The organism is Endozoicomonas sp. YOMI1, from assembly GCF_024606345.1.
Taxonomy (GTDB): Bacteria; Pseudomonadota; Gammaproteobacteria; order Pseudomonadales; family Endozoicomonadaceae; genus Endozoicomonas.
The window spans coordinates 1-16,304 of record NZ_JAHHPM010000404.1 but is presented as its reverse complement, the minus strand read 5'-3'; the positions used below and the strand labels follow the sequence as shown (position 1 = coordinate 16,304).

The window sequence follows — 16,304 nt, the reverse complement described above, 5'->3', positions numbered from 1 at the left end:
ATAGTAACTGCCCACTTAGCCAGAAATATACGATTCCATTTGGCCAACTACTTAACGTCCCTGCTGACAACCCCGAAAAGTGCAGAAGCGATGAACATAATGCCATACTTTCATTTGCTCTGATTAGTCGGAAGCCTTGCCTGTAAAGGTTGGAGAGTGTCACCGGAATACATTAGATAAATTATCAATCCCCAAATTCATGATCTGATCAATTAATTCTTGTGTTAAACAACCTGATGCAATTAATCCTGTAATAATTTTGGTTATTGGTTTTCCGAGAGCACGACAACCTTCAAAAGAATTTTCCAGCAGTTTGTCATCATCCAGATCGACTTCATGGAGGTTCAACTGTAAGCTGAGAATATCAGCATTTGATCGGAAGGCGTTCTGTATTTTTTGTTGAGGACAGCTGTTTGCCAATATCATTTGTTCGATATCTGAAATGATAATTTCACTTCTATCTTCCCGGACAGCATAATAATCTTCAGCAATGCTTTCATCTTTCTCGTACAGAGCTGATTGCCAGGTTGCCCACTCTTCTTCAATAAATGTTGTTGGGTTGTTGCTGGCAATTTCAGAAGATTCTCCTGATTCAGGATTGGTTTCGTACAACCCTACCTCACACTGATAGTCAGTGTTTAAAATAGAGATAAACCGACTCATAAGTTTTTTGCTGTTGTCAGGAAGGTTTCCGTGGTCCGACGATAATTTGGAGAACTCTGTCGCAAGCTGTGAGGCTGCCCGATTCTGGAGTTCGTTAAAGGAATCCTGGTGACTCGTTGGCTGGGTGGCGGATGCGCTGCGTGAGGCTGATTCCTCGGTATTAGGGATACCTTTGTTGTATATTCTATTGATAAGATTTTCCTGCACAAGTCCTCTTTCGATAGCAGCCTTAATAAAGGACTGTGCTTTCACGCAACGGGTTTCAAGTATTGCTCTTAATTGATAAGGGGTGTCCTCTTTTAATATGTCTGCAATGAGATAATCACTAAAGTGTTGTCGATCGATTTTTTGTAAAAAATCTTTCAAAAGATTAATTCTATGATCAAGAGGTATATCTTTAACGATATCTTCAATAGCATCATATTGGCTATCAACAAAATTTTTTTGCCATTTATTCCAGTCCCAGCGTTCTGGATCAGTAGGATTAGTCAGTTGACAAAGATCGGGAGGTAACGTGTAGCGTGTTGAAGATAAATCGTTCAACTGAATAATGATTCTGGCAAATAATGATTTTCTGATATTAACGGCGTTTGTCTGTAGTTGTTCATTGATTTCTTCAGATTTTTTAATAAAATTTATGGCCAGTTTATTGATGTCATCACCAATTTCCTTCGGTGATTTACCCATTGATTCTTGATAAGTTGATGGTGCTCTGGTTTGACCGGTAGCAAAAAAAGTTGTGTCCACAATAATACACCTCAAAAAATGTTTGACATAACCTACCTGTAGAGAATATAAGCAGCCGTCAAAGTAATGGTTTGATAAATAACCTTGTGGAATTAGAGTCTCAAATTGAGGAAAAGTTCATAACCATATCAACGGCCCATGACTACCGGGCTGGAATCATCTTCGGCAGTTCAGGCCTTTCTAAATAACAAGGGTCTGGAAATTCCCACTATAACTGGCTGCTCATGCGGTGAGTTTGTTCATGACAGTTAAAACCGACTACGCAAATATCAACGGCATCTGGTCTGCAGTGCTGATTGAAGAACTGTGGCGCCTGGGTGTCCGGCATGGCTGTATTGCCCCGGGATCCCGCTCAGCACCATTGACCTTTGCAGTGGCAGATCATCAAGGCATGACCCGCCATATTCATTTCGATGAGCGAGGGCTTGGTTTCTTTGCCCTGGGTCTGGCCAAAGCCACCGGAGAAGCGGTGGCTTTGATCACCACTTCAGGCACTGCGGTTGCCAATCTCTACCCGGCCATCATAGAAGCTCACCAGTCGGGTATATCACTGGTGGTTCTGACGGCTGACCGTCCCCCCGAGTTAATTGACTGCGGCGCAAATCAGGCTATTGATCAGCTGAATATCTTTGGTAACTACACCGGAGCGACGCTGGATTTGCCAACCCCGGACAGGTCCATCACCCTCCGTTGGCTGCTGGGCAGTATTGATCAGGCGTATGCCCGGTCATCAGCACTGGGGCTGCCTGTGCATATCAACTGCATGTTTCGGGAGCCGCTCTACCCCCATCAGTTGGAAGAAACTGTTCATATTGAAAATGACGTCTATCTTGCCAGTATCCAGCAATGGATAACCTCATTAACACCTTATACTGAGTACTTTGTACCAGAGTTAACCCGGCTGCCTGATATTGGTCGATGGCAGCATTTTGCCGATGGTAAAGGCCTGATTGTTGCGGGACGGGTAATGCCTGAGACTGACGTTAATGTCATTGTGCAGTTATCAGAACGCCTGGGCTGGCCGTTAATTGCCGATGTTCAGTCACAGCTGCACGGTCACCCAAAAGCCATCAGGCATGCTGACCTTTTACTGGCCAGTTCTGCCAGCGAAAGCCTATTCAATCAGGTCGACCGTGTGTTACAGATTGGCGGTTACCTGACGTGCAAACGGTTGGATCAGTTTATTGCCCGGCACCATTGGCAGGAATATTGGATGCTTGATCCTGCTCCCAGAAGAGTCGATACGGGACAGCGGCAGAGTGTGCGCCTGGTGGGTGATATTGATTCGCTTTGTCATCAACTGCTGCTCAGTAGTGAAGCGATACAGGCTAACCGGGAATGGAGCACGCCATTTACGGCGCTGGCAGAAACGCTTGGCGAAGTGCTGAAAAGTCAACGGCCAAGCCAGCTTAATGAGCAATGGCTCGGTGCTTCTCTGGGGGAACTGCTACCTTCCGGAAGCAGCCTGTTCCTGGGTAACAGTTTGCCCATTCGCATGGTGGATATCTTCTCAACACACCATTTGCCACGGGTTTATGCCAGCCGTGGCGTCAGTGGCATTGATGGGCTGATTGCTACTGCAGCAGGATGTGCTGCAGGAAATCAGGGGCCAATGGTTTTACTGATCGGGGACATCTCTTTCCTCCATGACCTTAACTCCCTGCAATTGGCTGCGCAGTGTAAAACGCCGCTGGTTATTGTGCTGATCAATAACGACGGTGGAGGTATTTTTTATGTGACCACCAAAGGGTGCAGCAATGATACCGCCCGGGTGACTAATGATTATTTTGTCACACCCCATGGCCTTTCTGTGCAGCATGCGGCTGAGCTGTTCAGAATTGATTACTCGGCGCCACAATCCATTGATGACTTTACGGCGCAGTTTAATAAAGCCTGCAGTAAGGCAGGCTGCACCATTATTGAAGTCTTTACTGAGTCTGGCCTGGGGGCAAAAAGTATTGAACAGGCCGTCACTATGGCGAAAACCCTGTGAGCCTGTCCTACTACTGCTCTGGTAATGTCAACGCCCCAGCCCTGGTGTTACTGCATGGGTTTCTGGGCAGTGCAAACGACTGGTACTCCCTGCTGACACGGCTGAAAGACGACTATTATCTAATTACTGTTGACCTGCCGGGGCATGGCTCAAGTCAGTGGCTGGAGGAGGATGCGCAGGGAGCTGAATATTTCTGTTATCGTCTGGAACAGACGGTTCAAACCATTGAACGGGTGGAAGGCATTAGCCTGAAACGATTCAACCTGCTGGGCTATTCACTGGGTGGCCGCCTGGCCATGGCGTATACCATTGCTTGCCCGGAGCGAGTGGAGAAGCTGTTACTGGAAGGAGCGCATCCAGGTCTGCTCAGCGAGCAGGAAAAAAGCGAGCGATACCAGTCAGATCTTCAGTGGGCCAGGCGTTTTCGCCAGGAGCCAGTGGCTGACGTCCTTCTGGACTGGTATAAGCAGCCGGTTTTTTCCGACCTGGATGATAGCCAGATTCGATCGTTGATTGATCAACGCTCAAAAGGCAGTGGTTTACTATTAGCCGATGCCCTGATGTCATTCAGTCTATCAAAGCAGCCAAACTATCGCCGGGCACTGGGTCAGCTCAGAGCCGGTTCACCACTGTGCCCATGTGTTCATTATTTTTATGGTGAAAATGATCACAAGTTTGGGCTGCTTGGACAGCATTTGCTGACAGAGCATGTGATACACAGTGTCCACCCTGTGACCGGGTGTGGACACAATGTTCATCGGGAGCAACCAGAGGCTATGGCCCGGTTGCTCAGAGAGCGCTTCTAAAGAGTTATAAGGAGTTGGATATGAGCAAGCAGCTGGATTCAGGTGTGATCTGGGAAAACCTCAGTGGTGATTATCAGGACATTCACTATCACCAGGCAGAGGGTATGGCCAAAATTACCATTAACCGCCCGGAAAAGCGCAATGCCTTTCGTCCACAGACCATTGTCGAGATCCAGAAGGCTCTGGAGTCGGCACGTTTTGATGAGTCAGTGGGTGTGGTGATTTTGACCGGTGCCGGTGATCTGGCATTTTGTTCCGGTGGTGACCAGAGCGTTCGCGGCGATTCTGGCTACAAAGATGATAAAGGAACTCATCATCTGAATGTTCTTGATCTTCAACGTCAGATCAGAACCTGTCCAAAGCCGGTTATTGCCATGGTTGCCGGTTATGCCATCGGTGGTGGTCATGTCCTGCACCTGGTCTGTGATCTGACGATTGCGGCGGATAATGCCCGTTTTGGTCAGACCGGCCCGAAAGTGGGTTCATTTGATGGTGGTTTTGGTGCCAGCTATCTGGCACGTATTGTCGGTCAGAAAAAAGCCCGGGAAATCTGGTTTCTCTGCCGTCAGTACGATGCCAAACAGGCTGAAGATATGGGGCTGGTCAATACCGTTGTACCTTTGACAGAGCTGGAGCGGACAACCGTAGAATGGTGTCGTGAGATTTTGCAGCATTCCCCTCTGGCGATTCGTTGTCTGAAATCAGCCATGAATGCCGACTGCGATGGTCAAACGGGTCTTCAGGAACTGGCTGGTAATGCGACCCTGCTGTTCTATATGAGCGCAGAGGCACAGGAAGGGCGGGATGCTTTCCTGGAAAAACGTCAGCCGGATTTCAGCCGTTTTGGCCGTAATGCCTGAAGCCGCTTTCCCAAAAGATCCATGAAAGACAGTAACGCCGATATCCTGAAGTATCGGCTGCCTTTAAAACAGCCGTTATTGCTGAAGCACGCCAGCCTGAATAAGCGGGAAGGGCTGATTTTACGTTTGCGCATCGGTGACCGGTGTGGTTATGGCGACATAGCGCCACTGCCAGGGTTTAGCCGTGAGAGCCTCTCAGAAGCGGAAGAACAACTTCAGGTGTTCTGTCGAGCAGTTAATGATGGCAGGCCTTTATCTCTCAGTGATCTGGAGAACAGTACTTTTCTCACCGATGTTCTGCGGTTACAGCCAATACCGTCAGTGCTGTTTGGTATTGAATCGGCACTGTGGTGGTTGCAACAGGATCATTGGTTTGTCCCGCCAGAAACCGGGCTGCTGTTGCAGGGCGACACCGGGCATATTCTCCACCGGCTTGCACAGTGGCAGGGAAACTGGGCGACAGAGTTCAAGTTGAAGATAGGACGGGACTCAATTGAAGACGACTGTGTCAGAATTAACACCGTTCTGCAGGCTTTGCCGAAGTCCGTCAATATCAAGTTGGATGCCAATCAGCAATGGACATTGGATCAAGCCATCAGGATCGCTGCCTCTATTGATGTAAAGCGAGTTGCTTATGTTGAAGAGCCGACCGCTAATGTGGCCGAATTTTCACAACTCTACGAGAAGACCGGGCTCCGCTTTGCCCTGGATGAAACGGTTCAGAACCCGGAATACCTTCTACAACCCATGCATGGTTTGGCTGCCGTTGTGATAAAGCCGACGCTGGTGGGTGGATTGGCCCGTTGTTGGCAGCTGGTGACAACCGGCAGAAGCCTCGGTGTCAGGACTGTTTTCAGCTCTTCTTATGAGTCATCCATTGGTTTGCACATAGTGGAGCAGCTCAGCGCTCAGTGGACACCAGGGGAGCTACCGGGCCTGGACACCTTATCGGCTTTTATCGACAGCCTCACCTCTGAAAGGATTATTGCCGGTCAGCCGCTTGCCATTAACCCTGCTTTTGTCAGTGATACAGAGCTGAACAGAAGCATAGAAGAACGCCGTTGATGAAAACGATCTTTCCCGAATTGCAATACTGCCCATTACGTTATCGAGCCATTTATCAGTCCACCTGTATAGCGATCCAGCTGGAGGAGGGCAGTGTTACTTTTCGGTTGCTGGATGAATGGGTGGATGAGTGTTGTCGTGTATACCGGGATAAGGGCATGAGAGCTGGCAACCGTCTTCTGTTTGTCACCCGTAAAACATTGGATACCGTCATCGTTGCCCTGGCCTGCCTTCGTTCCCAGTGGGTTTTCTGCCCGGTAAACCCGGCCTTTCCAGAAGCGCAAACGTCGGGATATCGTGATCGGATTGGTGCTAAGCTGGTGGCAGACAGTGCGGGTATCCGTTTTCATCGACACTTTTCGGCAATGGGGCCACGATCGGAGAGTAACCTTCAGCCTATTAAGATCATTGCTGAAGCGGTTTACGACCTGATCGCCACCTCTGGAACGACAGGCATCCCAAAGGCGGTAGCGCACAGTTATAAAAATCATTATTACAGTGCCCTGGGCTCAATGCATACCTTGCCATTAACCTATGGTGATACCTGGCTGTTAACCTTGCCGCTGTTTCATGTGGGTGGACTGGCTATTGTTATGCGTTGCCTGCTGGCTGGTATCACCATGGTGTTGTTTGAACGTCGGTTGCCGCTGAATGACATGTTGACCAGGCAGCGATTGACTCATCTTTCCCTGGTGAATACCCAATTGTTCAGGCTGATTCAGCCCGGGTTGTCACTCTATGATTTAGGAGTACGTTATATTCTATTGGGTGGAGGCGTTGCTTCCCCCAGACTGGTGGAGGCGGTAAAAGCACAGGGGGTCACTGTTCTGACGACCTATGGCCTGACCGAGATGGCTTCTCAGGTGTGTACCGGAGAACCATTGTTCACCGGTAATGGCGTTACTTCCGGAGCGGTATTGCCCTGGCGTGAGATTCGGCTAACAGAGGAAGGTGAAATTCAGGTGCGTGGAGAAACTCTGGCAGAGGGGTATTTTCAACATGGCGAGGTTACGCCATTGCCGGGTACTCGTGGCTGGTTTAATACGGGTGACAAAGGGTGTTGGTACGGTGACCAGTTACAGGTATGTGGTCGCATGGATAATATGTTGATCTCAGGGGGGGAGAATATTCATCCGGAAGAGATTGAACAGGCTTTGCTGGCTTTCCCGGAAATTGTCCAGGCTGTGGTCGTTGCCATGACGGATCCTGAGTATGGCAAGCGCCCTGTTGCTTATGTTCAGACCGTGGACGGCGCCCTGAACGAACCATTTACAAAAGAGAGGCTGGCAGGCAAGATAGCCAAATTCAAAGTACCAGTACATATTCGTTTATTTCCTGAGCAGATAGCAGAATCAGGGATCAAGATTAATCGCCGATTTTTTCAGGCACTTTTAGAATAATACGACGATATAGGCAGATTTCTGCCGACAATGTACTAGACTGGGTTAAACAAACTTAGCCAAAACAAATTGCAGGGTGCAGTTGGTTTGAATTTAGCAGTCAGACGTTGAAGTTAGAATAATATGAAAAATAATCCCATTAGCTACAACGCCCCCAGCGACCTGACTACCTTTGATGAGACGCTGTCCCATAATTCCCCGGTAAGGGCTTTTCTTGCCGTAAAACTTCCTCTTGAACTTGCTGCAACACTGCATAAGAAAGCCATTCATCGAGCCGGTGAAGGTCATGTTCACGACTTGCGCTGGGTAGCCCCCCAGCAGCAGCATGTTACCCTTAAATTCCTGGGGAATAGCTATCCTCACCAGTTACAGCAGTTAATAAGCAATCTTGAAAATGATCTGGCTGATTACCATACCTTTGACAGTATGACCGGTTGCTTTCGTTTCTTTCCAAATGGGCGAAACCCCCGGGTGCTTGCCCTGGAGATGCATTCAGGACAGGAGTTAAAACGGCTTGCTGATATTTGTGAGCAGGCAGCTGTACAATCAGGCTTCAGTGCTGAAACCCGGAATTTTCGGCCCCACGTTACCCTGGGGCGGTTTAAACGACCGGGGTATGTCACTCATAGTCAGTATTTTAACCTTCCCAGCTTCCGGATGACGGTTGGTGAGGTGGTATTACTGGAAAGTGAGAGCACTGCAATGGGAACGCGATATAAATCTCTCCACGCTTTCCCGTTGCTGCCTCTTGCTATCAGTGCATAAGGAACGATTATTTAATAACTTCGATATTTCAATAAGCGCTGCCCGCCACCCGCCACCCGCCGCCCGAAAAAGGCAGGCCGCTTTTGCGGGAAGCGGCCTTGCACACCGTTCCCACGGTCCCCTGTGGGAATGCATATCGAACCTCTCCGCAAATGTAGAACCCCCATTAAACTTTCACGATTCCGGGCAGAAACTGCATCCATGGCAATAAAATCACTTACCGGTTGATACTCAAGAATCAAGACTTGACTATAGCCCGCTACTCAGCAGCGGGCACTGAACGCCTGAGGTAAATGCTCAATGATACGCTGATCACGGGTAATCAACGGGCAATCACAAAAAATGGCATCAGCGGCAATCAGCCGGTCAAAAACGTCCCGCGTCCAGTGAATACCCATAGCCGATTGAACCAGTCCTGCGGTGGGCGTTTTTGAACAAACCATGCCCACATCACCATACAAGTCAGCAACTATCTCAGCAGGTGTGTAGGCAATCCGGCCAATCTCATGTAAATACTGCAGCTCCAGTCTTGCCAGTTCAGGCAAAACGATATCATGATATTCAAGTTGCTCCTGAGCCAATGGAGAAACCTTGCTCAAATCACCACTGTGCAGAAAGACCGCAACATGCGTATCAATCAAAACCATTATCTGGCTCCCACTGGTGGGTGATCGCTTCCTCAAGACCATCTGCCGTATCAGGACCATCAGGCAGCAAGGTGTTGCGGACCTTAAGATTTCCAAGCTTTGATGAAGCTCTGGTGACAACATCCAGTTTTAACAGAGTTCCCCCCCGTTCAATGGTTAATGGCTTACCACTGGCGATCACTTCATCGACAAGCTGATAGATATTCTTGCGAAGCTGAGTCAGGGTTATCCCCTGGTTACCCTGTTCTGGTCCCTGTTGTATAGCCATAAAAGAAAACTCTGGAAGTTTGTACGTATATTAATATATAGCGTACGTTAAGTAACTGCAACCGTAAGGAAAGCCAGGATCTTGAATCTTTTATTCCCAAAGGATTAATACCTGATTCTCCAGAATAAAAAAGCCTCCCGAAAAGGGAGGCAACTCTTTGTACACACTCTGTAAAAACTACGCACACATAATAGTTAACCTTAAATACTGCCCATCCCGCTAAAATTCATACCGTAGCCGGGCAATGAATCCATCAGACTTAAAGTTATCCATCCAGTCATGGCTGTAGTTGAACGACAGCGTCATATTATTCTGCAACTCCATATCCACCGAAGCGGCAAACTGGAAGCGGGTATCGTCACGCTTGGCGCCGTGTACGACAAAGCTCTCGCCACCGGCAGCATAGTGAGCGGTCATGGTCACCGGATCATCCTTGAAGTCGTGGAAGGCCATCAGTTTGAAGGCTGGCTGGAATACCATATCATCCATGTGGATATCGCCCACTAACTTAACCCCGACACCAAGCTCTAAAATAGAGTAATTGTCATTACGAACATTGTCGTATGCCAGATAATTAACAGCAGCGGATTCTGAATAATCATCAGTCTCTATACGATAGTAGTTAAAGGCACCGAGAGGCTGCCAGCTCCAGTCATCATCCATGGGCATGGTATAGCCAGCTGTCAGGCTGATGCCCCAGCTCTTGCTGTCATAGTTAGCCTTAACCGAATTACCACCGACGGAGCGCTGTGCGTCATTATCACCAGAGGAGTAGCTGAGCTGACCATCCAGGAACATCTCATCCTGGGTAAAGGCGCCGTACAGGCTGAAAATATGATTCTTGGAATCCATGCTGCTGCCAGAGCCTTTACCACTGATATCCGTTTTAGCGTAGGTATAGGCCAGCCCCACATCGGTCATATCATCCAGTGCGGTATCCATCCCCAGGGTAAAGCCATTGGTTTTGGCATCAAAGCCATAAACACCGTCATGTTCATCCTGGGTGGCATCGTTATAGGCATACTGAATCCAGAACCCGCCGGACTCCATCATATCGCCACTGCTGATGCCAGTGCGGATGCTGGCAGTGCGGGTCTCAATGGCTTTACCGGACATTCGCTGCGCACCTTGGGCGGCACTGACGGCACTGGCGGTGTTATCCGGGGTGAGCTGCCTGGCAAGTTGGGCAGCCTGGTCGGAGGTTTTGGCAAGAGGGACCACAAATTTATTGAGGTTGTCATCGCTATCGCTCACCGCCACTTTTTTGTTAGCGGCAACTTCCAGGGCTCTGACAGCAGAAGCGGGTGCCCCACCGGCTGTCGCCAGTTTACGGACATGGTTGACCATAGGTTCCCTGGCAACCACCATACGCTTGTTATCTTTACTATCCAGCATGGCGGTAAAGTGCTCATACTGCTCATTCTTAACATCCAGAGTAACGGCCCGGTTAATGGGTTTCTTGGAGATCATCAACAGATCGTTCTCTTTATCATTTACTTCTTTCAGCTCCGCAACCAACCGGGCATCAGGTTCAATGTCAATGCTATCTGCATCCACCAGTGGGTGAAGGGGGTCTTCATTGGCATCCATCTCCAAATCGCCAACCTGATGGTAACTGCCGCCAACGATATTGACTGCTTTGTGGATTTTCAGTTTACCGCCTTTAACAATATCTAATAAGCTAACCTCGCCTTTGATAGAGCCGTTTAATTCATCGATACCACTGATCATAATTTTACTCACACCGGTGATATCGCCTTCTATCATACCGCCTGTTTGCTCAAGGGTTACTGTTGCGTTTTTGGGAACATCGGTGAAATCAATATTGCCCTTTATATTACCGCTGGAGGTTACTTTCAGTATTTCAGATTTAGTTGGGTTAAAGGTAATCGGCAACGATGATGGCGACGCTACAGCATCCGCTTTTTTCACCGCAACCTGACCAGTCTTGCCAATATCTCCAACGCTAACGCCTTCCATAATATCGATACTGGCCTTGCCGTCCTTATCGCCAACCATGGTAACCGCTTTGGTTGTCCAGTCATTCCCGGTAATTTTCAGGTTGTTCACGCCTCCCTTGGTTGCCCCAAGTTTCGCCCCACTGCCCAATGTCAGCGTTCCGATACCTTTGGTGGTCAGGGCTACGTCTTTAGTAGGCGTATACAGGATTAGATCCTGGCCATTGGTCGAGCCGGTTTTTGCGCCAGCCGGTAAGCCACTACCCACCTTCACCTGTTGAAAAGCCAGACTGCTGGCATTGACCGTTCCAGTGTTGGTAATTGGTCCCAGGGTGGTGGCCACACCATTGATATTCACCGTAGAGGCATCGGTAATCGCTCCCAGGCTGGCACCTTCGGCAATAGTGACTGTTTTTGCCCCAACAATGTCTTTCAGGTTGGTGCCTTTATTGGCAGTGAGGGTTGTAAGTATGCCGCCATCGGCAACGGTAATCGCTCCCAGGCTGGACTCTGTGGCATTGAGTGTTGAGAGTGTGCCGCCGTGGGCAACGGAAATGGCTCCCAGGCTAGTGCCTTTATTGGCATTGAGTGTTGAGAGTGTGCCGTCGTCGGCAACGGTAATGGCTCCCAGGCTGGACTCTGTGGCATTGAGTGCTGGAAGTTCGCCGCCGCTGGCAACATTAATCGCGCCAAAGCTGGAACCTGGATTGGCATTCAGCACTGAGAGTTTGCCGCCAACATCAATCGCTCCCAGGCTGGCTCCTTTATTGGCATTCAGCTCATTGAGTGTGCCGCCAACGTCAATGGCTCCCAGGCTGGCCCCATCATTGGCATGAAGCTCTGAGAGTGTGCCGGCAATGGTAACGGGCATTTGCTGGTCGCTGGTTGTCAGGACGTTTAGTCTTGAGCCCGAAGGTGGAGTTAATGGTTTACCGGAAACATTCAACGCTGCCAGTGTACCTTTTTCTGTGACATCAAGGCTGTTCAGATTGCTAAAAGTGCCTGGTGCATTCCAGTTACTGCCATTGATACTCAGGGCACTCATACTGGATATGTCATCCTTTGGTAAAGTACCCTCAGTGATAATCAGCTGGTCATTCAAAGCAGCGACGTTCTTAAGTGATTTGACCTCCGTACCTCCAGCAATTTCAAAGGTGGTCGTGGGGCGATCAGAAGAGCTGAAGTCAATTGTGTAAGTTCCTGCTCCTCCTCCGGTTTTCAGATAGAATGCGCTGGGCATTCCCGATGCGGTGAAGGGGATAGATTTTGTACTACCTTTATTTTCGTCGCTATTAACATCGCTTGGTGAGACGACAGCATCAGCCTTAAGAATTGTTGTGATGGTAGTGTCATTGGCAATCCCAGCCAACCCCAGTCGTTTTAAATTGGGAGTGATGCTGGTGGTGGGTGGAGCCGCATATTCAATACCTTTGAAACCCGCTGGAAGTTTGCCCTCAGGCAGGTAACTGTTGTCAGTCAACACAAGGGTATCTGCTTTGATAGGGTTGCCTTTAATGTTCTCAACAGAGATTGCACCTGACGGTGTGTACATCAGACTTGGCCGGTTGGCTACGTTGGAGAAATCAATCTTGCTGATAGTGCCAGTGCCGCCAATGTTAAGATAGCCATTGACATCAGCCTGTTCATTGAATGCCACATTCAAAGTTTCCTTGGGGGAGCCTACTGTAGTTCCACTAAATGCGCTGTTAATAGCGCCAACCCTTCCACCTGCTTCAACAACACTAATGGTTTCTGGATTTGTAACCAATTTTTCAAATTTCCAACCACTGCCGTTGATATTAATAGTTTCCGCATTGGTGATAGAGTCAACAAATGCATTACTACCTATATTCACCGCTGTTATCAAACCGGGCTCTGTGGCGGTGATTTTAATAGGGTTTTTGCTCTCAGTTGTCGATTTGATGTTTAGCGAGCCATTAGTCTTTGGTGCCACTGCACTAGAACCTGTCAGGGTAATGGCTTTTATCACAGGCTCTGTAATGGCTGGCGCTGGTGTTGGGTTTTTGGCGTTGACACTTTTAACACCGTTTAATGGTGCATCCAGTTTCCAGCATTCACTTTCTGAGCATGAGCTATTGACCGTAATATTTTTTACTGTAATCGCGTCTGTTCCTGATAACTGTGGATTACTCGATATATTCAGGTTTTCGATTTCACCCTTTTCCGTACTACTAGTAGTTGTAACTGCCAGAGTCTCTGAGTTTACGTTCAAGGCACTACCTTCGGCTTTCGGTAGATCTGATAATTCTGCGTTGTTGACGTAGAGATTTTTGATTGGCGAAGAGGTGGTCAATGCGGTCACCCCGGTTGCCCAATTATTAAGAGCCAAACTTGATTCAGGATTGACCACAATGCTTCCTACGTTAATCGGGGCTGCTGCTGTCAGCGTTGGCGTGCCTGATAAATGCAGTTCTGTGATAGCGCCTGCGGTATCTTCACCTGCTGACGTATTAGTTGTAACTGCCAGAGTCGGGGAGACTACATTTAAGGCGTTGGCCGTAGCGTTCTTTAACGTTGGCACAAAGGATGCTACGTTGTTGACATGCAGACTGGTGATTGCCGACGATGTCGTCATTGATTTCACACCGGTTGCCCAATTATCAAGAGCCAAACTTGAGGCGCTATTAACCACAATGTTCTCTACGGTAATGGGGGCTGCTGCTGTTAGCGTAATACCACCCAATATATTCAGGTTTGTAATAGCACCCTTTGCTTTTACCCTATTGGTTGCCACTGCCAGAGAAGGATTTGCTGCAACAACATGTAAGGTGTCTGGCTGTACGATAGGTTTCAGTGGCGAAGTCGGTAATGCGCTATCGATATAAAGATTGGTGATTGTCGCAGAGGTCGTCAATGATTTCACCCCGGTTGCCCAGCCACTTAAAGTCCAGCCTGGGTTATTGACCGTAATCTCTTCAACGGCAATAGAGTCTTTTGCTGTCAGCGTTGGCGTACCTGATATATTCAGTTTTTTGACCAAACCGCCTGACTTGGTTTTAACTTCCAAACCATTTGTTCCTGGCAATACACGCAAGGTGTTTGCTGTATCGGAGGCTACGCCATTAGCTGATGATGGTACGACGTTGTTGACGACAAGATTTTCGATTGTCGAAGAGGTCTCCAATGTGCCCACTTTGGATGCCCAACCATTGGCTGTCCAACCAGTGCTGTTCACTGAAATACCATTAATAACTGGGGCATTGGCTGTGATTGTTCCTAATACTAGTTTTGGCGTACCCGATATATTCAGGTTGGTGATAGAACCTGTTTGAGAATTAATCTTTGTAGTTACTGCTAGGCCATCAGCTGCTGATACGACACCCAAGGTGGCATCATCTGGAGGCTGCGAAACACCATCTCCATTTTGAGCTGGCGCTGCATTGTTGACATAAAGACTGGGGATTACCGCAGAGGTATTCAACGATTTCACCCCGGTTGCCCAACCAGTAAGAGTCCAGCCATCTGCCGGACTATCACCAGTAATCTTGCCTGGGCTCTTGACCTCAATATTTTCTACAGTAATGGGTGATGCTGCATTCAGTTTTGGAGTACCCGAAATATGCAGATTGGTGATTGCGCTATCATCCCCATTAGTGGTGACTGCCAAGGTATCGGTAGGTACTACCCGCAAGGTGTTTTTGGCGTTAGCTGTGCCAACTCCTGGTTGCTGTGCGCTATAGACGTAAAGATCACTGATCTCCTTATCGGTACTCAATGAGGTTATCCCGGAAGCCCAACCCTGGGCTGTCCAATCGGTGCCTTTAATTTTGATGGCTTCGAATCCACTGATATTGTTCTTGATACCGTCGCCAGTTGTGGTTGTAATGTTTAGCTCATTACCTTTCCCGGTATTGCCCTTTATATCCCCTGTAAACAAACCATCATTTATAGTAACGGTGACCTTTTCTGTTGCCCCTGATGCATCAATCGCCAAGGGCGCAGAGGCATGTGTTCCCGTAACAATAGATCCCTGATTAAAGGTAGCGGTAGGTTGAGCTGCTCCGGTAATTTCAATAGCTGCTTTAGAACCCTTTATCGTGCTGGAGTTTTTCAGCGTGCCACCCTCAATGGCAACGCCGATGGTATTGGTCACACCCGGATCTGCGATCGTACCTCCACCATCAATGGTTAAATCGCCACCTTTCACCCGTACACCCGTGGCACCTTCAACTACACTCACGTTTCCATTATTAGTAATAATATTCAGGCTAGATTTACCGGCTTCACCGACAATAATGCTTGTTTTACTCCCTGTTTCATCCACCTTGATTTTGGCATCCGACGGGATTGTCAGTTTGCCACCGGTCATTGAAATGTTGCATGGTGTCGGCCCGCCTTGATCGCAAGTATCTTTTATCGTAATTGTCTCACCGGCTGGCACACTTTTAACTTCACCTGTGGTAATGCTTACCGCTTTTTTAGGAGGCCAATCGTCTTTAGGATCATCTGCATACGAGCCATTACTGCCAACCCATCCAGCCAGCACCGAACTGATAGCCAGGACCAGAGCCTTTTTTCCTGATGTAATCGACATACGACTCATTGCTTACAACCTCAAATATCAGGGGAAAATTTACAGAGCGTTCAATAACGGTTTGAAAAACAAAAAACGAATGACAAATGACTTATATAAAAACGACGATTAGCGAACAAGTGGATGATGCACGGTAGAAAGTTAAATTAGAGAGTAGTGGATAAACTACCACTTATATATATTGTTTATTTCAGATCTTTCCTGTCTTCATAGTTTTAAGCAATAAATAAAAGCCAGCCCGGATATTTCATAAACTGCCCTGATTCTCGCGCAGGACTTTGTCGCTCTGAGAGATTTTGCCAAGGAGCGCCGTTCCGGTGAGTGCGGTTGACTGAGCAAGAATTCCTCAGAGCGGCAAAGACAAACGAGGGAGCAATATACCCTCGTTTCCATGCTCTGCAATGAATGCTTACCGGCGCCTGCTGGATATGGAACAACCTGTTTCTGCCCGGAATCAGGAGAGTTTAATGGAGGTTCTACATTTGCGGAGAGATTCGGTATGCATTCCCACGGGGGACCGTGGGGTGTGCCGCAGCACACCAATGGAGTCTGAAGGATAATTCTCCTGATGTGTGGA

Annotated in this window: 10 protein-coding genes; 6 read left to right on the top strand and 4 right to left on the bottom strand. The window is 48.4% G+C overall.

The features are described from left to right. Window positions 1-159 precede the first annotated feature (159 nt). Window positions 160-1,410 (bottom strand): hypothetical protein, encoded by a 1,251-nt coding sequence (locus KDK15_RS14415; protein ID WP_257296083.1) that lies wholly within the window; start codon window positions 1,408-1,410, stop codon window positions 160-162. Between the two features lie 241 nt (window positions 1,411-1,651). On the opposite strand from KDK15_RS14415, the gene menD reads away from it, so the two are divergent. The 6 genes from menD to thpR all read left to right on the top strand — a co-directional run bounded on the left by menD (window position 1,652) and on the right by thpR (window position 8,299). Next, the gene (gene menD, locus KDK15_RS14410; protein ID WP_257296082.1) at window positions 1,652-3,403 is read left to right on the top strand and encodes a 2-succinyl-5-enolpyruvyl-6-hydroxy-3-cyclohexene-1-carboxylic-acid synthase; all 1,752 of its coding nucleotides are present in this window, start codon (window positions 1,652-1,654) and stop codon (window positions 3,401-3,403) included. Beyond that, window positions 3,400-4,209 (top strand): 2-succinyl-6-hydroxy-2,4-cyclohexadiene-1-carboxylate synthase, encoded by an 810-nt coding sequence (menH, locus tag KDK15_RS14405; protein ID WP_257296081.1) that lies wholly within the window; start codon window positions 3,400-3,402, stop codon window positions 4,207-4,209. Before menD ends, menH begins: the two co-directional genes overlap by 4 nt. A gap of 20 nt (window positions 4,210-4,229) precedes the next feature. After that, window positions 4,230-5,069, top strand: a complete 840-nt coding sequence (gene menB / locus KDK15_RS14400) for a 1,4-dihydroxy-2-naphthoyl-CoA synthase (RefSeq protein WP_257296080.1) — start codon at window positions 4,230-4,232, stop codon at window positions 5,067-5,069. 21 nt (window positions 5,070-5,090) lie between these two features. Continuing rightward, window positions 5,091-6,134 (top strand): o-succinylbenzoate synthase, encoded by a 1,044-nt coding sequence (menC, locus tag KDK15_RS14395; protein WP_257296079.1) that lies wholly within the window; start codon window positions 5,091-5,093, stop codon window positions 6,132-6,134. Then, window positions 6,134-7,534 carry an o-succinylbenzoate--CoA ligase gene (menE, locus tag KDK15_RS14390; protein WP_257296078.1) on the top strand — a complete coding sequence of 467 codons (1,401 nt, stop codon included), beginning with the start codon at window positions 6,134-6,136 and terminating at the stop codon, window positions 7,532-7,534. The genes menC and menE overlap by 1 nt, the downstream gene beginning before the upstream one ends. 123 nt (window positions 7,535-7,657) lie before the next feature. Beyond that, entirely contained in the window at window positions 7,658-8,299 is a 642-nt protein-coding gene (thpR, locus tag KDK15_RS14385) for an RNA 2',3'-cyclic phosphodiesterase (RefSeq protein ID WP_257296077.1), read from the top strand. Window positions 8,300-8,562: 263 nt separating this feature from the next. Here the strand turns inward: thpR and KDK15_RS14380 are convergent, their stop codons facing one another. From KDK15_RS14380 to KDK15_RS14370, 3 genes are all read right to left on the bottom strand, one after another. After that, complete coding sequence (locus KDK15_RS14380) at window positions 8,563-8,946, bottom strand: type II toxin-antitoxin system VapC family toxin (protein WP_257296076.1); 384 nt, start codon at window positions 8,944-8,946, stop codon at window positions 8,563-8,565. After that, window positions 8,933-9,214, bottom strand: a complete 282-nt coding sequence (locus KDK15_RS14375) for a type II toxin-antitoxin system Phd/YefM family antitoxin (RefSeq protein WP_257296075.1) — start codon at window positions 9,212-9,214, stop codon at window positions 8,933-8,935. The genes KDK15_RS14380 and KDK15_RS14375 overlap by 14 nt, the downstream gene beginning before the upstream one ends. A 219-nt stretch (window positions 9,215-9,433) precedes the next feature. Next, window positions 9,434-15,727, bottom strand: a complete 6,294-nt coding sequence (locus tag KDK15_RS14370; RefSeq protein ID WP_257296074.1) for an autotransporter domain-containing protein — start codon at window positions 15,725-15,727, stop codon at window positions 9,434-9,436. Window positions 15,728-16,304: the final 577 nt, after the last annotated feature.